Origin of the sequence: Pantoea sp. B9002, from assembly GCF_013385945.1 — a bacterium.
Taxonomy (GTDB): Bacteria; Pseudomonadota; Gammaproteobacteria; order Enterobacterales; family Enterobacteriaceae; genus Pantoea.
This window is the reverse complement of record NZ_JACAPA010000021.1, coordinates 35,114-51,604: the sequence shown is the minus strand read 5'-3', so window position 1 is coordinate 51,604 and position 16,491 is coordinate 35,114. Positions and strand designations below refer to the sequence as shown.

The window sequence follows — 16,491 nt, the reverse complement described above, 5'->3', positions numbered from 1 at the left end:
TTTTACTCGAAGAATTGTTTAATCTTTTCGCCGATCTTTTTATTGATCTGGCAAACGCGTGCTTCGGTCAGTTCCAGCACCAGAGCGATCTCTTTCAGGCTCATTTCGTGCTGGTAATAGAGGCTCAGAATCAGCTGCTCGCGCTCGCACAGTGATGCCAGCGCCGTTTTCAGCGTGCGCTGGATGCCCACTTCTTCTTCCAGCGCGCGACCGCTCAGCGCCTGACCGAGGCCTAAACCTTCGCCGGCCAGCAGCTCGTCAAAGCTCTCCATGGCACTGGCCGATTCCAGCAGCAGATACTCCTGCACTTCTTCTGCACTGAGCTTGAGATGCAAACGCAACTCTTCTTCGTTCGGCTCGTGACCGAGACGGCGCGTCAGTTCACGCACCGCATCATTGATTTTGTGGGTTTTCTGACGCAGACGACGTGGACGCCAGTCGTGCAGACGCAGTTGATCCAGCACCGCACCGCGCACGCGCTGCAAGGCGTAACCGGCAAAATGATCGTCCGGATGGCCGTAACGGCGCAGCGATTCCAGCAGGCCCATTAGAGCGATCTGCTCGAGATCTTCACGATCCATCACCGCATCGGTTTGCGCCGAGAGCTGGCGCACCACGCGCTTGACCAGCGGCAGCCACTGCTGCAAATAGCGGCTCTCTTCGACGGGCGTAAGTTCGGTCACTTCATTAAATACGCTCATGACATCCCCTTACTGGAAGACCATTTTGGAGATCATCACGTCGGAGAAAGGCTGGTTCTTGCCGAACACCCCTTCATAACGCGCCATCATCTGCATATGGATGTCATCAACGGTCATGGTGCGCACCGCGTCGTATTCCATGCCGGAGAACATCGCGACCAGCACGCTTTTCATCTTCGGCAGGTTGTGTTCTGTGGCTTTCAAACTTTCATCGCTGTTCGCGACGTAGGCCAGATCGAGCAGCAGATAACGCTCTTTGCTGCCGTTGCCTTTCAGGGTGATCACCTGGTTTTTCACTTCCAGGTAGAGCACCTGCTCTGGCTTCTCTTTTTTCGCAAACAGCGAGGAGAAGCTACGGGTTTCGCCGGTGCTGCTGGCGGGATTAATCAGTTCAGTGCCTGCTACAACCAGCGCGGCGGTCAGCACGGAAGTGCCCAACACCATCGCAAGGCTGCGAGCGATATTTTTAGTTTTCATTAAGTTATACCGTTGTCAGTATGGAAAGATCGCGGTGACGTTGTTCTTCCGTCACTTCTGCAATGTTGTTACTCAGCACCACGTCCTGTTCGGGCTGTTGACGCGGCGCCTGGCGTTGTTCGCCCTGCTGCTGCGAAATCTGTACGTTGACCGCCACCTGGTTTTGCTCGCTCAGTGCGCCACGTAATTCCTGGCTCACCTGCTGCAAGGCGCGGTAGACGTCAGGCTGTGCCGCCTGAATCTGTACCTGCAATTTGCCGCCCTCGTAATGCAGGGAAATATCCAGCTTGCCGAGATTCGGCGGATCGAGACGAATGGTGGCTTTCTGCGTGCGTTGATCGACCTGCATCTGCAGGCGATCGCCTAAGGCTTCACGCAGCACTGCGGCTTTCTCGTGTGCGGCTTCAGGTAATGTCAGCGGAGCCTGCATTTTGACCATCGGCTGGGCGCTCGCCTGGTTGGCGGCGATCAGCTGCTGGCTGTGTGCAATCACTTGCGCGGGCAACATTTTTGCCAGCGGCTCATCCGGTGATGCCTGCATCATCGCCAGAACCTGCTGGCTGGCATCACGCGCATCCTGCGGCGTGCGCAGTTTTAGCGGTTGGCTCGGCGCGGTTTCAGCCGGCGTCATTACCTGTCCCGCCAGCATCGCCGGTTGGGTAGATGGTGCGGTTTGCGGCAGTAGCGCTGGACGCGCCAGCGTCGCCAGTTCAGGCACATGCTGCGGTGCGCTGAACGGCAAAGGTGTCGGCGTGATAACCGGTGGCTGCGGCGTGGTAATCGGCGCTGTCAGCGTCGGGTCCAGCAACAGCTGCATCAGCTGTTCAGGATCGCTGCTGTCCGCCAGCGCTGCCTCTTCATCCAGCTGCGGCTGCGGAGCCTGAACCGGCGCTGGCACACTGCCGCCGAGCATAAACATCGGCACCAGCGGCAGAGGCGCATTCGCCACATCTGTCGCGCCCGGCGTACCCGGCGCGACAGCGGGTGCAGCGCTGTTCGGCAGAACGAAAGAGGAGAGTGACGGGATCATCATGCGCCTCCAGGCTCATCGCCAAACAGGCTGTATGCCTGCCGACCCTGACGTTGCGACTGATGCTGTTGCAGTTTGTGGCGCAACTCCTCAACACGCGCACGGCACTGCGCCGCCACCTGCTGATGGCGCTGCTGCAGCATTTTTACCTGCGCTAGTGTGGCGTCACTCAGACTCTGCTGACGCAGTTGCAGCAACAGATCGTTGATCTGCTTATCAATCTGCGTGACCTGCAGCCAATCATCATTCTGCGCGGCCTGCTCTAATGCCGTGCCTAACGCCACAAACTGCTGTTTCATGGCTGCATGCCCTCCCAGCCTTCGCGCAAGGTCACCAGTACGCCTTCCACTTCTTCAATCTGTGCAACAGACAAGTTGTGGCTGGCGTCGTACAGGCGATAAACGCAATAGTCGTAAAGCGAAGCCAAACGCAGCGCCAGTTCGCCACCGCGTTCAAAATCCAGTGCGCTGGTCAGCGCATTGAGGATGTCGATGCTTTTAGAAATGCTGCTGGCTTTACGCTCAAAACGCTTCGCGGCAACGTGCCCTTTGGCACGCACCAGCTCATCCTGCAAACCGGTGAACAGCATCAGCACCAGCTGATGTGGCGTGGCGGCGGCGGTGCGGATCGCCAGATCCGCATCGTTATAGCCATGAATTTCCGAAGTATTACCGTACATATGTCACCTTCATTAACCGAAGAAGTTCGCCAATGTGTTCTCCATCTGCGACATGGCCGCCTGCGCACGCGTGAACTGCTTCAGATAGCGGGCGTAGCTGGTGTCATAGCGCGTCTGGATTTGATCGGCTTTGGTTGTCAGTTGGGTATTTTGGCGGTCGAGTGAGTCCTGACGGCTTTTGATTGAGCCGGTCGAGGTGCTGAGGAAGCTATCAAGACCTTTGTCCATCTTCTTGATCATGCCGTCCGCGCCGCCGAACATCGCATCGAGCGCTGCGGGGTTATCACGCACCGCTTCGAGGAATTTTTCGTTGTCGATTTCGAGCTTGCCGGCTTTATCCGTTGAGATACCGAAGTCGCTCAGCTTTTTGCCGTTGGTGGTTTGACGCAGCAGTGAGGTCATCTGCTGTTCCAGCACGCGCAGGCCGGAGTCGCCCGCCAGCGCGCCGCGCTTCTCTTTATCACCGCCGCTTTTGGTCAGCTCGTCGAGTTTGGTAAACAGCGCGTTGTAGGCATCCGCAAATTTCTGCGCCTGCTCTTTGGTTTGCGTCTCGTCATTTTCTACGCTGATGACCAACGGACGAGCCGGATCGGTCTTCTGCACCACGTTGATTTCAACGCCAGGGATCACGTCTTTAAAGGTGTTGGAATCGCTCTTGATTACCATGTCGCCAATCGAGATCTCAGCGTCACGCGCTTTAGAAATAGTGGTCGCGGTAAGCGCTGCCTCAAAAGCCGGATCGCCAGTCACACTAATTTCAAATCCGTTTTTCTCACCGGTCTTTTCACTGCCCATCAACATGCGCGTTTCACCGTTGACCTTCATCAGTGATGCCGTTACGCCAGGATTGTCCGGATGTTTGTTAATGGCATCACGCAGGTCCGCCATGCTCTCAACGTCGGTAAGATCGATATCGATCTCTTTCCCATCAACAGCAATGGTCATGGTGCCGGTGGCATTTTTCACTTTGTCATCGGTCATATCCGCAAACGAATCTTGCTGGGCAGCAGCCGTCTCCTTCACTTCAACCTGATACAGACCTTTGCTGGCATTGGCGCTGGCTTTGAGGTTGACGTAGCCTTCCATATTTGGCTTAGCGCTGTTCTTCACCAACTCGCCATTGGTACCGAAGCCTTTCAGCGCGGTACGGAAATCAGTCAGAGCCGTTTTAAGCGCGGTTAATGCACTCTGCTCATTAGTGACTTTTTTCTGCTGCGCCTGCAGACGAGACTGCATCGCGGCAATGCTGTTAGTGGCGAGGATTTCCGCCCATTGGGACGGCTCCATATTCATATTCATCGTTTTCTCCTACGGAATGACTTGTATATAGCAAGCAGCGTGCCAGTTTTTATTTATGAATATATTCAGATGGTTAGATAAAAATCAGGAAAGATTTTTTCCGCCTGAGGGGAAGGGAAATCCAGCCAGGGCGGAAACAAAAACACCGCTGCATGAGCGGTGTTTTTCATTACATAAAGCGGGGATTAGCCCAGCATGCCCAGAACCATCTGGCCCATACCGTTAGCCTGCTTCAGCATCATCTGGCTGCTCTGCATCAGCATGTTCTGACGGCTCATTTTTGAACCTTCTTCAGCGAAGTCAGCGTCACGGATGGTGCCGAGGTTCAGGTCGGTGTTGTCTTTCATGTTTGCCAGGTTAGCCGCGGTGTGACCCAGACGGTTGATGTTGGCACCCAGGTCAGAACGGATTGAACCGACTGCATCCAGCGCTTTAGTTACGTTTTCCAGCATGGCGTTACCTGCGGCAGCGCCACCAGAAATGCCTGATGCGGTCAATTTACCCAGTGCGGTGTTTACGGTACCCAGCGCGCCACTCAAGTTAACTTTCAGTGTTTCATCTTTAGAAGCACCAATCTGGAACTGAAGTTCTTTGGTCAGTTTGCCAGCAGCACCACTTGCACCGGTCAGCAGTTTTTCGGTGCCGTAAGAGGTGTTGGTCATGATGTTGTTCAGTTCTGCGTTCAGTGCAGTGAACTCAGTCTGCAGCGCAGTACGGTCATCGGCGTTGTTGGTGTCATCCGCAGCCTGAGTAGCCAGGTCTTTCATGCGGAACAGGATGTTGTTGACTTCATCGAAAGCGCCTTCAGCGGTCTGCATCATGGCAGTTGCTTTCGCGATGTTGTTCTGAGCAACGCCCATGCCACGAGACTGACCGTCGAGGCGGGTTGCGATCTGCAGGCCAGCTGCGTCGTCAGCTGCAGAGTTGATACGTTTGCCGGTACCCAGACGCTCCATTGCGGTGGACAGTGCAGAGTTTGCACGGTTCATGGAGTTAGTAGAGGACATAGCTGCTGAGTTTGTGAACATAGTTAACATGAGATTTATCTCCAAAGGTTGGAATCCGATGATTCCGTTTCAAGTAACAGGAGAAAACGGCACGCTAATAGAATCTCTTAAATCTATTTAAAATCTTTTCGCGAAAAAAACGTTATTTATTTGAGAGTGATAAACAGAAGAGGAAATAAAGGCGGCAGAATGATCATATAAATTAAATTATATGCAAAACGCAGGAAATAATATTCAACTAATTGATATAAATTACTTTTTCACCAAATGCATCATTTTTACAGCCATTATGGTTCGATTTTTAGGATTCGCGCTTTTTCTTAAGAGCCTTTTTATCCGTTTTTTCTGCAACAAATCTCATCGTTCTTAAATCAACGCATTGAAATCACTTCTTTTTGAGACTAGTCTTGCATAATAAAATAACTATCGTCCAACCACGTTTTTTTGACGCGACGACGATGGCGATAACAGCACCCGCCATACCAAGGGAAATAAAGTAACGATGACGTCAGATTGCATTATCAATCACTGGTTACTTGATATTGCCAGTGCTTCATTAATCCACCAGGAGAGCGGCGAACAGCGGCGACTCGGTGAATATCAATTGAAACTGCTGGTGGTGCTGATTCAGCATGCCGGGCAGATTTTATCGCGTGAAGAGTTGAATCAGCTGGTATGGGAACGGCGCGTTATTGGCAGCAATAGCTTGCCGAATGCCATTCATGCGCTGCGCGTGGCGCTGGAAGATGACGGTAAGCAGCAGCTGATTATCAGAACCGTGCCGAAGAAAGGCTACATTCTCGAAGCCGAGTTTTGCCATTTCCAGCGACGTATAAATGAAGAGGATGAAGAAGAGAGCGATCTGCAGCTGCTGAGTATCACGCCGCCGTCCCCCCCGCCCGCTGCACCGCCGGAATTACCGGCCGAAGCAGCGCCCGTTATCGCCGTCGCCGAAGTACCTCCAGCAGCGCCCATTACTGCAGCGCCACCTGCCGCTAAACCGCATCATCTGTGGATGGCGCTGTTTGGCATCACGCTGGTGATCTTTATCGCGCTCGCGGTAGGAATATGGCGTTCATCACTGCAGCAGCAACCTTATCTGGCACAGCTGCCGCTGGAAGGTGCCTCGCAAATCCGCTTGTTGCAACTCACCAATACACCGCGCGACGCCAGCACCCAGCAGAAAGATATCTCCGAACTGCTCGGCAACACCTTGCGTCAGCTGAACACCACGCTGCAGCAGCGCGCGACGCACATGGATATCTACTATTCCGCCAGCAGCGATGTGATCAATCTGACGTTGAATCTAAAAAGTGCCTGCACGCATCAGCAGTTGGTGATGACCGTGTTTAATGCGGAAGATAACCAGCAAGCCTTGAGCAAACTGCTCACCGAAGAGATGGAGAGAAAGCTGAATGAAATGGCGTCTTGCAACCCTTAGTCTGGCGCTGCTGACCTTGCTGCTGCTGATTACCACAGCAGTGCGCGGCTGGTTGCCGTGGTCGAGCCATCAGGTATTTGACGAAGATTTTACTGGTAGCGGTATTGAGATGGGTATTTACGATGTGGAAAACGGTCAGCGGGAGCTCTATTTGCCGTTTTTTGCCGTGAAATCCGACGGTGTATTAATGACGCTGACCAGCGAAATCGCCACGCGGCAATTTATCGCCAAAATATTGTTAACACCCCAAGCACAGACGCGCAACGGCGTGGTTTACAGCTATCAACCGCTGATGGTGCACGCCAGTAAAGATAAGCCGTTGGTCAAAAGCATCTTTAACTTCAATGCTCACAACGGCGTCACTTTTAATAGCGTGGAATTTGAAGGCAACCGCATGTTGGTGATGCCTTCGGGATTGATGATCAACCAGCAGCACTAACCTCAGGCGCGCAGCAACGCTGCGCTGCCTAACACGTTTTTCACGGTGGCGCGCGGCACGTTTGCTTGCGCGCCCAGCGCATCCGCCACGCTGCCATAACTACGCTGACCCAACTGCTGCGCCACATCCTGTGCCGCGCTATTTGCCTGCGCACTGCTGAAATTCGACATGCTATCAACACGTTGCTGCACCAGCGCTTTGGTGCGGACCAACTGCTTACGCTGACGAGTCAGCTGTTCCAGCGTGCTATCGAGCGTGGGCTGCAGCGATTCCAGCTGGGCCGGATTCGCCAGCACGCGTGCCACTTCATCCTCCAGCGTGGTTTCCGCCTGCGGTTTAACCGGGAAGAATTGACTCTGTGGATAACGTTCGCCGCCGCCCTGCACGCTCAGATGCTGATTCACGCGTGACCATTGCTGCTCATCGACCTGAAACTGCACTTCGCGTTGCGCATCCAGCTTGCCGTGAATGCCCCATTTGCCCAGCGCCTGGTTCAGGCTGAGCAACGTCTGCTGCGGCGTGCTGTCGGCGGCAATCGACGCGGCGCTGATTTCGCGCTGCTGGCCCGCCAGGGAAAACGTCAGCAGTTCCGGCTGCGGATTATTCACCAACGCCTGACCATCGCGCAGCTGGAAGTTAACCTGGGTTTTTCCTTCCAGCGACACTTGCAGCTGGCGATTCACACTGCCGCCGGACAGCGTTTGACGCTGTGCCAGCAGTGATTGCAAGGTCTGCGTCTCGGCTAACGCCGTCTGGCGATCGCCGCGACGGCTCAGCGCATGGTTCACTTTCAGCAGCTGACTTTCGGTCGCCTGCAGAAAGTGATCGGCCTGCTGCACGCGCGTCAGCTGTTGATTCAGCTGAACGTTATAGCGCAGCGGCTGAGAAGAGATCAGCGGCGCATCGGGAAAATTGCTGGTCTGACGCGGTGCTGTATTGGCAACGTTGCTGACCGGTGCTTTCGCGCTAAGCGGTGTGCTTTGTAGCGCGGGACGCAAGCCCGGCGCTAAACGATTATCCACCTGCATCATGCTTGTTACCTTAAGTTAAACAGAGACAGTGAGGAAACCTGGTTGTAAACCTGATAAGAAGCCTGCGACGAGACCATATAACGATTGAGGTCGAGCATTGCGGTCGCCATATCTAACCCTTCTAATCCACCCGCAACTTCCTCATTGATGGTTTTATTATCCAGATGCGCTTCCTGCAATAAGGTCATGTTGTTCTGACGTCCACCCAGCTCGGTGAAAATCGCCGCAACGTTATCGGAGGTGGTTTGCACCTGACCAATCATCGCAGTGATCTCATCGGCATAGCTTTCCGGCGCCACGGTTGGATCGGACATTTTTTCCAGCAGCGACTCCAGTTGGTTCAGCGTTTTCAGATCCGCGCCAAATGCCCCAGCCAAATCAGTATTCGATTTCATCAGTACGCCATTTGCCACCGGCGTGCTGTTACTTTCGTGGTTGCCGGCAAAAGTCCATTCACCGGTGGTGGCATCACGCACCACCGGCTGCTGATTGGTTTTGGTACCGGCAAACAGATAGCGACCACTTTCGTCGCGGCTGTTCAGTTGCTCAACCAGCATATCTTTCATCGCGCTCAGCTCGGTGGCGTAACCGGCCATATCAACCGCGCCGTTGCTGCTGTTGTTGGCTTCGCGCAGCTTATCCAGCATGCTCAGCAGCTGATTGCTGCTCGAATTCACCAGCGTTTCCTGCTGACCCAGGCTGTGTCCCAGGCGTTCAATGTTGCGCTGATACTGACCGATCGAGGCCTGTTCACGACGAATCTGCGCCAGCTGCGTGCTGGCAATCGGATCGTCAGAAGGGTTGATAACGCGTTTCTGTTCGTTAATCTGCGTCATCAGTTTATTGAGCTGCGTATTGTTACGCCCAAGGCTGTTCAGCATGGTGTTGGAGAAACTAAAGCTATTCACTCGCATGGTATTTTCCTTAGAACAGCGCCAGCAGGTCGGTGAAGATTTGATCGCCCGTAGCAATCACTTTCATATTCGCCTGATACGCCTGGGTGTAATTAGTTAGGCTGATGTACTCTTCGTCATAGTTCACCGCGCTATAGCTATCGCGTTGAGTGACCGCGTCTTCCAGCAGCGCAGCGGCGGCCGTCAGCTCGGTTTGGTTCTGACGACTTTTAATGCCGATGGTGCTGATCAGCGACGCACTGGCACTATCCAGCGTTGATTCACCGATGCCCGGAATGGTGAAGGTTTGGGTTTTAATACCAATCAACGCCAGCAGGTTTTTATTGTCACCGGTGGCAGCTGCATCGCCAGAGAATGCCAGCTCATCCCAGGCGAGATCGTTGACCTGCAGCATGCCGTTAGGATTGCTAATATCGAAGTTAAACAGCGGTTTGCCGGCATTGCCTTTCAGATCGAAACCTAAAGCGAGCTGATCATTAAAGGCGTTGGCCATCGATTCCGCCATGCCGATGATGCTCTCTTCAATGCCGTTCAGGGTATTGACCTGATAATCATGCAGCGCGCCAAACGCACCGCCGGTTTTCATATCCACCTGATAGCTGCTGCCGGCAAAGTTCAACTGCAGGAAAGGTTCGCCGCTGGCGTCCATCTCCATTGACAATTTGCCGACATCGCTGCCGCTCACCAGCGGCTGACCCGAAGGCAGCATCAGGCTGTATTCGCCTTTGTCATTCTCCTGCACACGGATATCGACGTAGCTGCTCAGCTCGTTCACCAGCTCATCACGCTGATCGCGCAGAATGCTGGTATCGCCGCCAATCGCTTCGGTCTCTTTAATGCGCTTGTTGTACTCCGCAATGTTGCCGCTCACACTGTTGATCGAGACGGTCAAATCGCGCTGCTGCTGTTGGCTGTTAGTGCGCTGCTTTTGCAGGAACGATTGAATGTTGTTGAAACGCGTCGACAGCGCGCGTGCTTCCGTCAACACATCCTGACGCATCGCCTGGTTGTCCGGCTTCTCACTGGCGCCGCTCAGGGATTTAAAGAAGTTATCCAGGCCGTCACCGATGCCGCTGGTGTCGGTTCCCAGCAGCTTCTCAAGCGCGCCAAGATAGGTTTGTCCCTGGTCGAAATAACTGGTTTGCGTGTTGGCACGCCAAACCTGGCCGATACGGAATTGGTCGGCCATACGACGGATATTGGTGACTTCCACCCCGTTGCCGCTCGCCAGACGCTGATTGCCCATGGGGCCAATCGCCTGCTGCTCAACGCGCTGACGGCTGTAACCGCGGGTCGCGGCATTGGCAATGTTCAACGCCGTAACGTTCATGCCGATACGCGCCGCGCTGGCACCGCTGTAACCGATATTAATGATGCTCATTTTTTCCTCTCGCATTCACCATTTCTGCCTGGGCAGAGCGACATTAATGCTGCGTTTATTAAGTCTACTTCGGCGATAACTGCTGAATCAGTACGTTGGCGATGCCGGTGCTGCGCTGGCTTGCCAGCTCATGCGCCAGCGCATCGTCATAAAAATCACGCAGGTTGCGCGCTTCGCGGCTGCTGAACATGCCGCTTTCACCGGCAAACGCATCGGTGCCTTTACGCATTTCGCTCAGCATGGTGCGCAGGAACATCGCTTCAAATTTCTCGGCCGCCTGCTCCAGATTGTTGGGCTTCGCGCCGCCCGCAATGCCGTTGGCCATTGGGCTAAACGGGGTTGAGATACGATCAATCATTTAAATCACCACCAGTTCTGCATCGAGTGCGCCGGCTTCATGCAGCGCCTGTAAAATGGCCATGGTGTCGTCCGGAGCCGCACCGAGGCTGTTAATGGTGTTCACAATGCTGCGCAGGCTGGTGCCCGCCGGAACGTTAACCATCTGGCCGCGACCGCGATCAACGCTGATATCCGATTCCGGTGTCACTGCGGTTTCGCCATTGCTGAACGGACCTGGTTGGCTGACGTTCGGGCGCTCGGCGATGGTCACGGTGAGATTGCCATGGGCGACAGCGGCGGCACGTACCACAATGCCTTCACCCAACACGATGGTGCCGGTGCGGGCGTTGAACACCACGCGCGGCGGCTGTTTACCGGCGTTGATCTGCACGTCTTCCAGCATCGACATAAAGGCCACGCGCGCAGAGGGATCGCGCGGCGCGTTGACCGAAACGTTGGTGCCGCTTTTCGCTACCGCAGTACCGGCACCGAATGCCTGGTTCAGCGCCACGGCGATGTTGTTGGCGGTTTTAAAGCTCGGACGCTTCAGATTCAGCATCACATCGCTGTTATCCTGGAAATCGCTCGGCACTTCGCGTTCAACCGAGGCACCGTTAGGAATGCGGCCTACGGTTGGCGTATTGATGGTGACGCTGGAACCGCTGTCGCCTTCGGCTTTCACGCCGCCGACCACCACGTTGCCCTGCGCAAGCGCGTAGACTTCACCGTCAGCACCGCGCAGCTGCGTTAACAGCAAGGTGCCGCCGCGCAGGCTTTTCGCATCGCCAATAGATGAAACGGTAACGTTGATGGTCTGGCCGCGTGCGTACATCGAAGGCAGCGTGGCGCTCAGCGCTACCGCCGCGACGTTTTTCACTTTCGGATCCATTTTTGGCGGCATCTGCACGCCGAACTGACGCAGCATGTTAGCCAGCGACTGGCCGGTGAATTTCACCTGGCTGCGGTCGCCAGTGCCATCGAGGCCGACAACGAGGCTGTAACCCACTAACTGGTTATCACGCACGCCCTGAATATCCACTAATGAGCCCAGCGCCTGCGCGTGTACGTTATTGGTTGCCATCAGGCCAGCCGCGAGGAACAGCGGCAGCAGATAGCGAACGGTCATTCTGATCATGATCTTCACCTTAAATCGGGAACAGCGGATGGTTGAAGAAGCGTGTGAGCCAACCCGCTGAATTGGCATCACTGAGCGCACCGCGCCCGGCGTAAGAGATACGCGCATTGGCAATGCGCTGGGATGAAATACTGTTATCGCGTTCAATGTCATCGGCACGCACGAGGCCGGTGACGCGCATGTACTCATCGCCCTGATTCAACGTCAGCCACTTCTCGCCGCGAATCGCCAGCACGCCGTTAGGCAGCACTTTGTGTACCGCAACGGAAATCGATCCGCGCAACATGTTCTGCTGCGCCGAGGTGGCGTTACCGTTGAAGTTACGGCTGCCCTTAATCGAGCCGCTCAAATCATCAAAGGTTTTGCCCATCGCCGACGGCACGCCGAGCTCGACATCGTTCTTTTTGCCGAAGTTGGTGCGCGCCTGTTTGCTCGACTGCGTCGATTCATCAAGACGCACAGTCAGGATGTCGCCCACGCGATAAGCGCGGCGATCCTGCATCAGCGACCATTGATATTGGGTGTTATAGAGACCACCACCGCTGACGCGGGTGTCTGGCTGAACCAGATCTTCCGGCGGCGCAAAGGCGGCGTCATCTTTTTGCACCAGCAGCGCCGGGCTTTCACAGCCGGTCAGCAGCAGTGCGGCGGTCAGTAGTAAGCCGCCGGTGAGTTTTTTTGTCAGTGTCATTATTTTTATGGCCTTGCAAGGTGGGCGGAAAAACCTCTTCCGCCGCAAAAAATTACATCTGCTGCGTGACGAACTTCAGCATGTCATCGGCAGCCGACACCATCTTGGCGTTCATCTCGTAAGCGCGCTGCACGGTGATCATGTCAACCATCTCTTCCACCACCTGCACGTTGGAACCTTCCAGCGAACCCTGTTCCAGCTGGCCAAAGGCTTCTTCGCCCGGCACGCCTTCTACCGCTTCGCCACTGGCGGCGGTTTCGCGATACAGGTTGCTGCCGGTCGCTTCCAGCCCGGCTGGATTGACGAAATTCACCAAGGTGATTTGGCCAAGTTCAACCGGATCGGTTTCGCCCGCCACGGTGGCGCTGACGGTGCCGTCTTTGCCGATGGTGAGATTTTTGGTGCCTTCCGGCAGCTCAATCTGGGGAATCAACGGCAAGCCCTGCGCGTTGGTCATCACGCCATCGGCGCTGATTTTCAGGTTGCCTGAGCGGGTATAGGCGATGTCGCCATCGGCGGTTTCCACCTGGAAGAAGCCCTGACCAGCAATCGCCACATCCAGCTCCTGCTGGGTGTTTTTCATCGCGCCCTGGGTGAACTGCTTCTGTGTACCAAGGATCTTCACACCGCTACCGAACTGAATGCCGGTTGGCGTCTGGTTGTTCTGGTTTAACTGGGTGCCAGGCGCACGCTGCGTTTGATAGAACAGATCTTCAAACACCACGCGATCGCGTTTGAAGCCGGTGGTATCAACGTTCGCCAGGTTGTTGGAGATGGCGGCCATTTTGGCGTCCTGCGCCGCCAGACCGGTTTTACTGACCCAAAGAGCTGGATTCATTTCTTTGCTTCCTGTTAGCTGCCGCGGATCAGGCGATTGCCTGCCTGCACGAGGGTTTCTGCGGCTTTCATCATTTTGATTTGCGCTTCAAATTGACGGCTGAGCGAAAGGGTTTGCACCATCTCATTCACCGCCGAGACATTACTGCCTTCCAGATGCTGGCTCGCCAGCTGCACGTCTTCGCTGCGCGGCGCGGTCAGACGATTGGCCGTCAGCCAGCCGTCGTTGTTTTTGCGCAGCTGATTGGCGGGAATATCCACCAGCTTGATGCGCTCAACATCCATTGCTGCCGCCACGTTGCCATCTTCCGGAATGATGGTGATGGTGCCGTCATCGCCAATCGCTACCTGCGAAAACGGTGGCAGCTGAATCGGGCCGTTATCACCAATCAGCGGTTTGCCGCCAATCGACAGGTTGCCCATGTCATCGATATCAATGTGACCGTTGCGGGTGTAGAGCTCACGACGCCCTTCACGCACCGCAATCAGGCCATCACCTTTGATGCCGATATCCAGCTCGCGACCGGTTTCCTGCAGTGAACCGTGCGCCATGTTGATGCCGCCGCTCTCGCTGCGTACCTGATGACGGCTGTTATAGCCGCCACCCGCGACCGCTTGCGTAGTGGCGCGTTCGAGATCGGCGCGAAAACCTTCGGTATTGGCATTCGCGAGGTTGTTCGAGTGAATCATCTGCTGCGTCAGGCTGCGATTGGCGCCGCTGACGGCGGTATAAATCATGCGATCCATAATTACAGCGCCTGGAACAGAGCGTTCATCATCGAATCATTGGTCGAGATGACTTTGGTGTTCGCCTGATAGTTACGCTGCGCGCTCATCAAACCGACCAGCTCTTCCGTCATATCGACGTTAGAACCTTCCAGTGCGTAGGATTGGATCGCGCCATTCAGGCCGCTTTTCGGTACGCCAATAATGGCCTGACCGGAAAGGTTGGTTGCTGACCATGCAGTGCCATCTTCAGAGTTGAGGCCGTTTGGATTGGTGAAGTTAGCGAGCACCAGCTGGCCCTGCAGCAGACGTTCGCCATTGCTGTAAGTCGCGTAGATCTTGCCATCGTCGTCGATCTGCTCGCCGTTTTTCTCACCGGCGGAATAACCGTTCGGGCTGTTTTTTGAGACGTTGAACTCAGAGCCGTACTGGCTGGTGCCAGCGTAATCCAGCGCGATGCTCAGGCCGTCCGCGCCCGGAATGGCCGCAGTAATGTTGACGGCGCTAGTTGGCGAGGTGATGATGCCGTTGGTGCTGAATTCCAGCGGCTGTGAAGCCGGATTGGCTGCATTGCCATCAACGAAATAGTGCACTTCCCACTCGTTTTCTGCGGTCTTAACGAAGTACTGTTCGATGGTGTGTTCGCGACCCAGTGAATCGTACACTTTGCTGGTGTAAGTGTTGTTGTAGCTTTTGCTGTCATCCTTGTTGAACGTTGTCACTTCTGGCTCTTTGGCGTTGGCATTCAGGTTGCCGGTGAAGCCCATGCTGTCGGTGGCTTTCGCTGGAATGCTGCCTGCGGAAATTTTCAAGTCGCCAATTACGCCGGTTTGCAGCTGGCCGTTAGCATCCACTGGATAACCCTGCACGCGCTTACCGAGATTATTGGTGATGTAACCCTGGCTGTCGGTGCCCATATATCCCGCACGGCTATAGCTGACGTTGCCGCTGGTATCTTTGGTCATAAAGAAGCCGTTGCCGGAGATCGCCAGATCCAGACCACGTGAAGAACCGGTAATGCCGCCGTTCTGGGTAATGCTTTGCGAGATGCTGCTGACGCCAACGCCCATCGCCTGGCCGCCCGCGTACAGCGACGAGAATTCAGCACGCATGGATTTGTAGCCAGCGGTGCCGCCGTTGGCGATGTTGTTACTGATCGCGCCAAGCTGTTTAGTGACAGCGTTCAGGCCAGAGGTTGCAATATTAAAGCTCATGGAAAAAACCCTTAGGAAAAGCGACGCGATGCATTCGCGTCAGGAGAAAGAAATGGCGCGGGCGCCGGATTTTTACTGCTGCCAAACTGACGAATGGTGTTGTAAGCCACTTCGCCCAGGCCAGGAATGTTGATCATCGGTGCGCCCGTCTGCGGATCGAAACGCACGCTGTTGACGGTGCCGGCGATCTCAATCGGAATCTTCTCTTCCCCCACATCGGTCACCACACTCAAGGTGTAATCGCCATCTGCCAGGCCAAGCGTGGCGGGATCAATAGTGAATTCGACATCGCCTTGCTGCTGCTTACCGAGATCCAGCTTGACCTCTTTGCCCGCGCTGTCTTTGATGTGCAGCGTGACGTTTTCCGCCGGATGCTGCAGATTGATACGACCATCAATGCTGTTGCCTTCCAGCTTGATGCTGTTGCTGCTGGCATAAACCTGCTGGCCCACCAGATTCGCCATCCCCATCGCCTGCATGCTTTCCGCCATGTAGTAGACGCCGGTCATGGTGTCGGTTAGCGTCTGCATCGACTCCATCTGCGACATCATCGACAGCTGATTGATGTAATCCGCGCTGTCGGTGGGGTTGGTGGGATCCTGGTTCTGGATCTGCGCCACCAGCAAAGTCAGGAACATGCTGCTGGTGCCGCCGTTGCTCTGCGGAGTCTGGCCGTAGGTATCTACGCCGGTGCCGCTGTTGTTGACGTTATTCACGCTCATACTTAAGCCTCTCCCAGACGCAGCAGGCTTTGCTGCATGCTTTTCACACTGTTCAGCACTTCCACGTTGGTTTCGAAATTGCGCGACGCGGACATCATGTCGGCCATCTCTTCGACGGTATTGATGTCGGGATAGAAGACGTGGCCCTGCGCGTTCGCCAGCGGGTTGCCCGGCTCGTAACGACGTACCGCCGTACCGGTTTCCACTACATCCAGCACCTGCACGCGCGCACCCGCCAAAGCAGGTGAATCCATCAGCTTGTTGTTCTGATAGATGGCGGCAAACACCGGACGGCGCGCCTTATAAGTTGCAGCTTCGCTTGCTGCCGGTGATTCCGCGTTGGCCAGATTACTGGCGATGGTGTTCAGACGAACGGTTTGTGCCGTCATTGCTGAACCTGATACGCGATAGATATCGTTGAAAGACAA

20 protein-coding genes are annotated in these 16,491 nt (G+C 55.1%); 2 read left to right on the top strand and 18 right to left on the bottom strand.

Annotation, left to right across the window (positions count from 1 at the left end; all coding sequences use genetic code 11):
* Nucleotides 1–2: 2 nt before the first annotated feature.
* The 7 genes from HX773_RS12750 to HX773_RS12720 form a co-directional block, all read right to left on the bottom strand.
* Nucleotides 3–701 carry a FliA/WhiG family RNA polymerase sigma factor gene (locus tag HX773_RS12750; protein WP_176971799.1) on the bottom strand — a complete coding sequence of 233 codons (699 nt, stop codon included), beginning with the start codon at nucleotides 699–701 and terminating at the stop codon, nucleotides 3–5.
* Between the two features lie 9 nt (nucleotides 702–710).
* Nucleotides 711–1,178 (bottom strand): flagellar basal body-associated FliL family protein, encoded by a 468-nt coding sequence (locus HX773_RS12745; protein WP_176971798.1) that lies wholly within the window; start codon nucleotides 1,176–1,178, stop codon nucleotides 711–713.
* Nucleotides 1,179–1,182: 4 nt separating this feature from the next.
* The gene (locus tag HX773_RS12740; RefSeq protein WP_176971797.1) at nucleotides 1,183–2,211 is read right to left on the bottom strand and encodes a flagellar hook-length control protein FliK; all 1,029 of its coding nucleotides are present in this window, start codon (nucleotides 2,209–2,211) and stop codon (nucleotides 1,183–1,185) included.
* Nucleotides 2,208–2,507: a hypothetical protein gene (locus HX773_RS12735; RefSeq protein ID WP_176971796.1), complete on the bottom strand. Its 300-nt coding sequence runs from the start codon at nucleotides 2,505–2,507 to the stop codon at nucleotides 2,208–2,210. The genes HX773_RS12740 and HX773_RS12735 overlap by 4 nt, the downstream gene beginning before the upstream one ends.
* Nucleotides 2,504–2,887 (bottom strand): flagellar export chaperone FliS, encoded by a 384-nt coding sequence (fliS, locus tag HX773_RS12730; protein ID WP_137386497.1) that lies wholly within the window; start codon nucleotides 2,885–2,887, stop codon nucleotides 2,504–2,506. Before fliS ends, HX773_RS12735 begins: the two co-directional genes overlap by 4 nt.
* Nucleotides 2,888–2,899: 12 nt before the next feature.
* Complete coding sequence (fliD, locus tag HX773_RS12725) at nucleotides 2,900–4,186, bottom strand: flagellar filament capping protein FliD (protein WP_176971795.1); 1,287 nt, start codon at nucleotides 4,184–4,186, stop codon at nucleotides 2,900–2,902.
* Nucleotides 4,187–4,371: 185 nt separating this feature from the next.
* Nucleotides 4,372–5,214 carry a flagellin gene (locus HX773_RS12720; protein ID WP_255433214.1) on the bottom strand — a complete coding sequence of 281 codons (843 nt, stop codon included), beginning with the start codon at nucleotides 5,212–5,214 and terminating at the stop codon, nucleotides 4,372–4,374.
* A 481-nt stretch (nucleotides 5,215–5,695) separates the two neighbouring features.
* Here HX773_RS12720 and HX773_RS26085 point away from each other — a divergent pair, with 481 nt between their 5' ends.
* The gene (locus HX773_RS26085) at nucleotides 5,696–6,634 is read left to right on the top strand and encodes a transcriptional regulator (RefSeq protein ID WP_176971793.1); all 939 of its coding nucleotides are present in this window, start codon (nucleotides 5,696–5,698) and stop codon (nucleotides 6,632–6,634) included.
* Nucleotides 6,609–7,073 (top strand): hypothetical protein, encoded by a 465-nt coding sequence (locus HX773_RS12710; RefSeq protein WP_176971792.1) that lies wholly within the window; start codon nucleotides 6,609–6,611, stop codon nucleotides 7,071–7,073. The genes HX773_RS26085 and HX773_RS12710 overlap by 26 nt, the downstream gene beginning before the upstream one ends.
* Nucleotides 7,074–7,075: 2 nt before the next feature.
* Here HX773_RS12710 and HX773_RS12705 read toward each other — a convergent pair whose 3' ends face one another.
* The 11 genes from HX773_RS12705 to flgC all read right to left on the bottom strand — a co-directional run bounded on the left by HX773_RS12705 (nucleotide 7,076) and on the right by flgC (nucleotide 16,491).
* On the bottom strand, nucleotides 7,076–8,104 hold the full coding sequence (locus HX773_RS12705) for a hypothetical protein (RefSeq protein ID WP_176971791.1): 1,029 nt from the start codon (nucleotides 8,102–8,104) through the stop codon (nucleotides 7,076–7,078).
* A gap of 5 nt (nucleotides 8,105–8,109) precedes the next feature.
* A complete protein-coding gene (gene flgL / locus HX773_RS12700; RefSeq protein WP_176971790.1) occupies nucleotides 8,110–9,018 on the bottom strand; it encodes a flagellar hook-associated protein FlgL in 909 nt (302 codons plus the stop codon).
* A 10-nt stretch (nucleotides 9,019–9,028) separates the two neighbouring features.
* Nucleotides 9,029–10,399, bottom strand: a complete 1,371-nt coding sequence (gene flgK, locus HX773_RS12695) for a flagellar hook-associated protein FlgK (protein WP_176971789.1) — start codon at nucleotides 10,397–10,399, stop codon at nucleotides 9,029–9,031.
* 64 nt (nucleotides 10,400–10,463) lie between these two features.
* Entirely contained in the window at nucleotides 10,464–10,757 is a 294-nt protein-coding gene (locus HX773_RS12690) for a rod-binding protein (protein WP_176971788.1), read from the bottom strand.
* Nucleotides 10,758–11,819: a flagellar basal body P-ring protein FlgI gene (locus HX773_RS12685; RefSeq protein WP_255433222.1), complete on the bottom strand. Its 1,062-nt coding sequence runs from the start codon at nucleotides 11,817–11,819 to the stop codon at nucleotides 10,758–10,760.
* 64 nt (nucleotides 11,820–11,883) lie between these two features.
* Nucleotides 11,884–12,564, bottom strand: a complete 681-nt coding sequence (gene flgH / locus HX773_RS12680) for a flagellar basal body L-ring protein FlgH (RefSeq protein WP_176971787.1) — start codon at nucleotides 12,562–12,564, stop codon at nucleotides 11,884–11,886.
* A gap of 52 nt (nucleotides 12,565–12,616) precedes the next feature.
* A complete protein-coding gene (gene flgG / locus HX773_RS12675) occupies nucleotides 12,617–13,402 on the bottom strand; it encodes a flagellar basal-body rod protein FlgG (protein ID WP_137386508.1) in 786 nt (261 codons plus the stop codon).
* A gap of 14 nt (nucleotides 13,403–13,416) precedes the next feature.
* Entirely contained in the window at nucleotides 13,417–14,148 is a 732-nt protein-coding gene (locus HX773_RS12670; protein ID WP_176971786.1) for a flagellar basal body rod protein FlgF, read from the bottom strand.
* Nucleotides 14,149–14,150: 2 nt separating this feature from the next.
* Nucleotides 14,151–15,341 (bottom strand): flagellar hook protein FlgE, encoded by a 1,191-nt coding sequence (gene flgE, locus HX773_RS12665; protein ID WP_176971785.1) that lies wholly within the window; start codon nucleotides 15,339–15,341, stop codon nucleotides 14,151–14,153.
* A gap of 11 nt (nucleotides 15,342–15,352) precedes the next feature.
* Nucleotides 15,353–16,063 (bottom strand): flagellar hook capping FlgD N-terminal domain-containing protein, encoded by a 711-nt coding sequence (locus HX773_RS12660; protein ID WP_176971784.1) that lies wholly within the window; start codon nucleotides 16,061–16,063, stop codon nucleotides 15,353–15,355.
* A 2-nt stretch (nucleotides 16,064–16,065) separates the two neighbouring features.
* Nucleotides 16,066–16,491, bottom strand: a complete 426-nt coding sequence (gene flgC, locus HX773_RS12655) for a flagellar basal body rod protein FlgC (RefSeq protein ID WP_176971783.1) — start codon at nucleotides 16,489–16,491, stop codon at nucleotides 16,066–16,068.

Bases quoted from the DNA above. Each gene is read 5' to 3' on its own strand.
- HX773_RS12750 (WP_176971799.1), bottom strand. From the start codon at position 701: ATGAGCGTATTTAATGAAGTGACCGAACTTACGCCCGTCGAAGAGAGC.
- HX773_RS12745 (WP_176971798.1), bottom strand. From the start codon at position 1,178: ATGAAAACTAAAAATATCGCTCGCAGCCTTGCGATGGTGTTGGGCACT.
- HX773_RS12740 (WP_176971797.1), bottom strand. From the start codon at position 2,211: ATGATGATCCCGTCACTCTCCTCTTTCGTTCTGCCGAACAGCGCTGCA.
- HX773_RS12735 (WP_176971796.1), bottom strand. From the start codon at position 2,507: ATGAAACAGCAGTTTGTGGCGTTAGGCACGGCATTAGAGCAGGCCGCG.
- fliS (WP_137386497.1), bottom strand. From the start codon at position 2,887: ATGTACGGTAATACTTCGGAAATTCATGGCTATAACGATGCGGATCTG.
- fliD (WP_176971795.1), bottom strand. From the start codon at position 4,186: ATGAATATGAATATGGAGCCGTCCCAATGGGCGGAAATCCTCGCCACT.
- HX773_RS12720 (WP_255433214.1), bottom strand. From the start codon at position 5,214: ATGTTCACAAACTCAGCAGCTATGTCCTCTACTAACTCCATGAACCGT.
- HX773_RS26085 (WP_176971793.1), top strand. From the start codon at position 5,696: ATGACGTCAGATTGCATTATCAATCACTGGTTACTTGATATTGCCAGT.
- HX773_RS12710 (WP_176971792.1), top strand. From the start codon at position 6,609: ATGAAATGGCGTCTTGCAACCCTTAGTCTGGCGCTGCTGACCTTGCTG.
- HX773_RS12705 (WP_176971791.1), bottom strand. From the start codon at position 8,104: ATGATGCAGGTGGATAATCGTTTAGCGCCGGGCTTGCGTCCCGCGCTA.
- flgL (WP_176971790.1), bottom strand. From the start codon at position 9,018: ATGCGAGTGAATAGCTTTAGTTTCTCCAACACCATGCTGAACAGCCTT.
- flgK (WP_176971789.1), bottom strand. From the start codon at position 10,399: ATGAGCATCATTAATATCGGTTACAGCGGTGCCAGCGCGGCGCGTATC.
- HX773_RS12690 (WP_176971788.1), bottom strand. From the start codon at position 10,757: ATGATTGATCGTATCTCAACCCCGTTTAGCCCAATGGCCAACGGCATT.
- HX773_RS12685 (WP_255433222.1), bottom strand. From the start codon at position 11,819: ATGGCAACCAATAACGTACACGCGCAGGCGCTGGGCTCATTAGTGGAT.
- flgH (WP_176971787.1), bottom strand. From the start codon at position 12,564: ATGACACTGACAAAAAAACTCACCGGCGGCTTACTACTGACCGCCGCA.
- flgG (WP_137386508.1), bottom strand. From the start codon at position 13,402: ATGAATCCAGCTCTTTGGGTCAGTAAAACCGGTCTGGCGGCGCAGGAC.
- HX773_RS12670 (WP_176971786.1), bottom strand. From the start codon at position 14,148: ATGGATCGCATGATTTATACCGCCGTCAGCGGCGCCAATCGCAGCCTG.
- flgE (WP_176971785.1), bottom strand. From the start codon at position 15,341: ATGAGCTTTAATATTGCAACCTCTGGCCTGAACGCTGTCACTAAACAG.
- HX773_RS12660 (WP_176971784.1), bottom strand. From the start codon at position 16,063: ATGAGCGTGAATAACGTCAACAACAGCGGCACCGGCGTAGATACCTAC.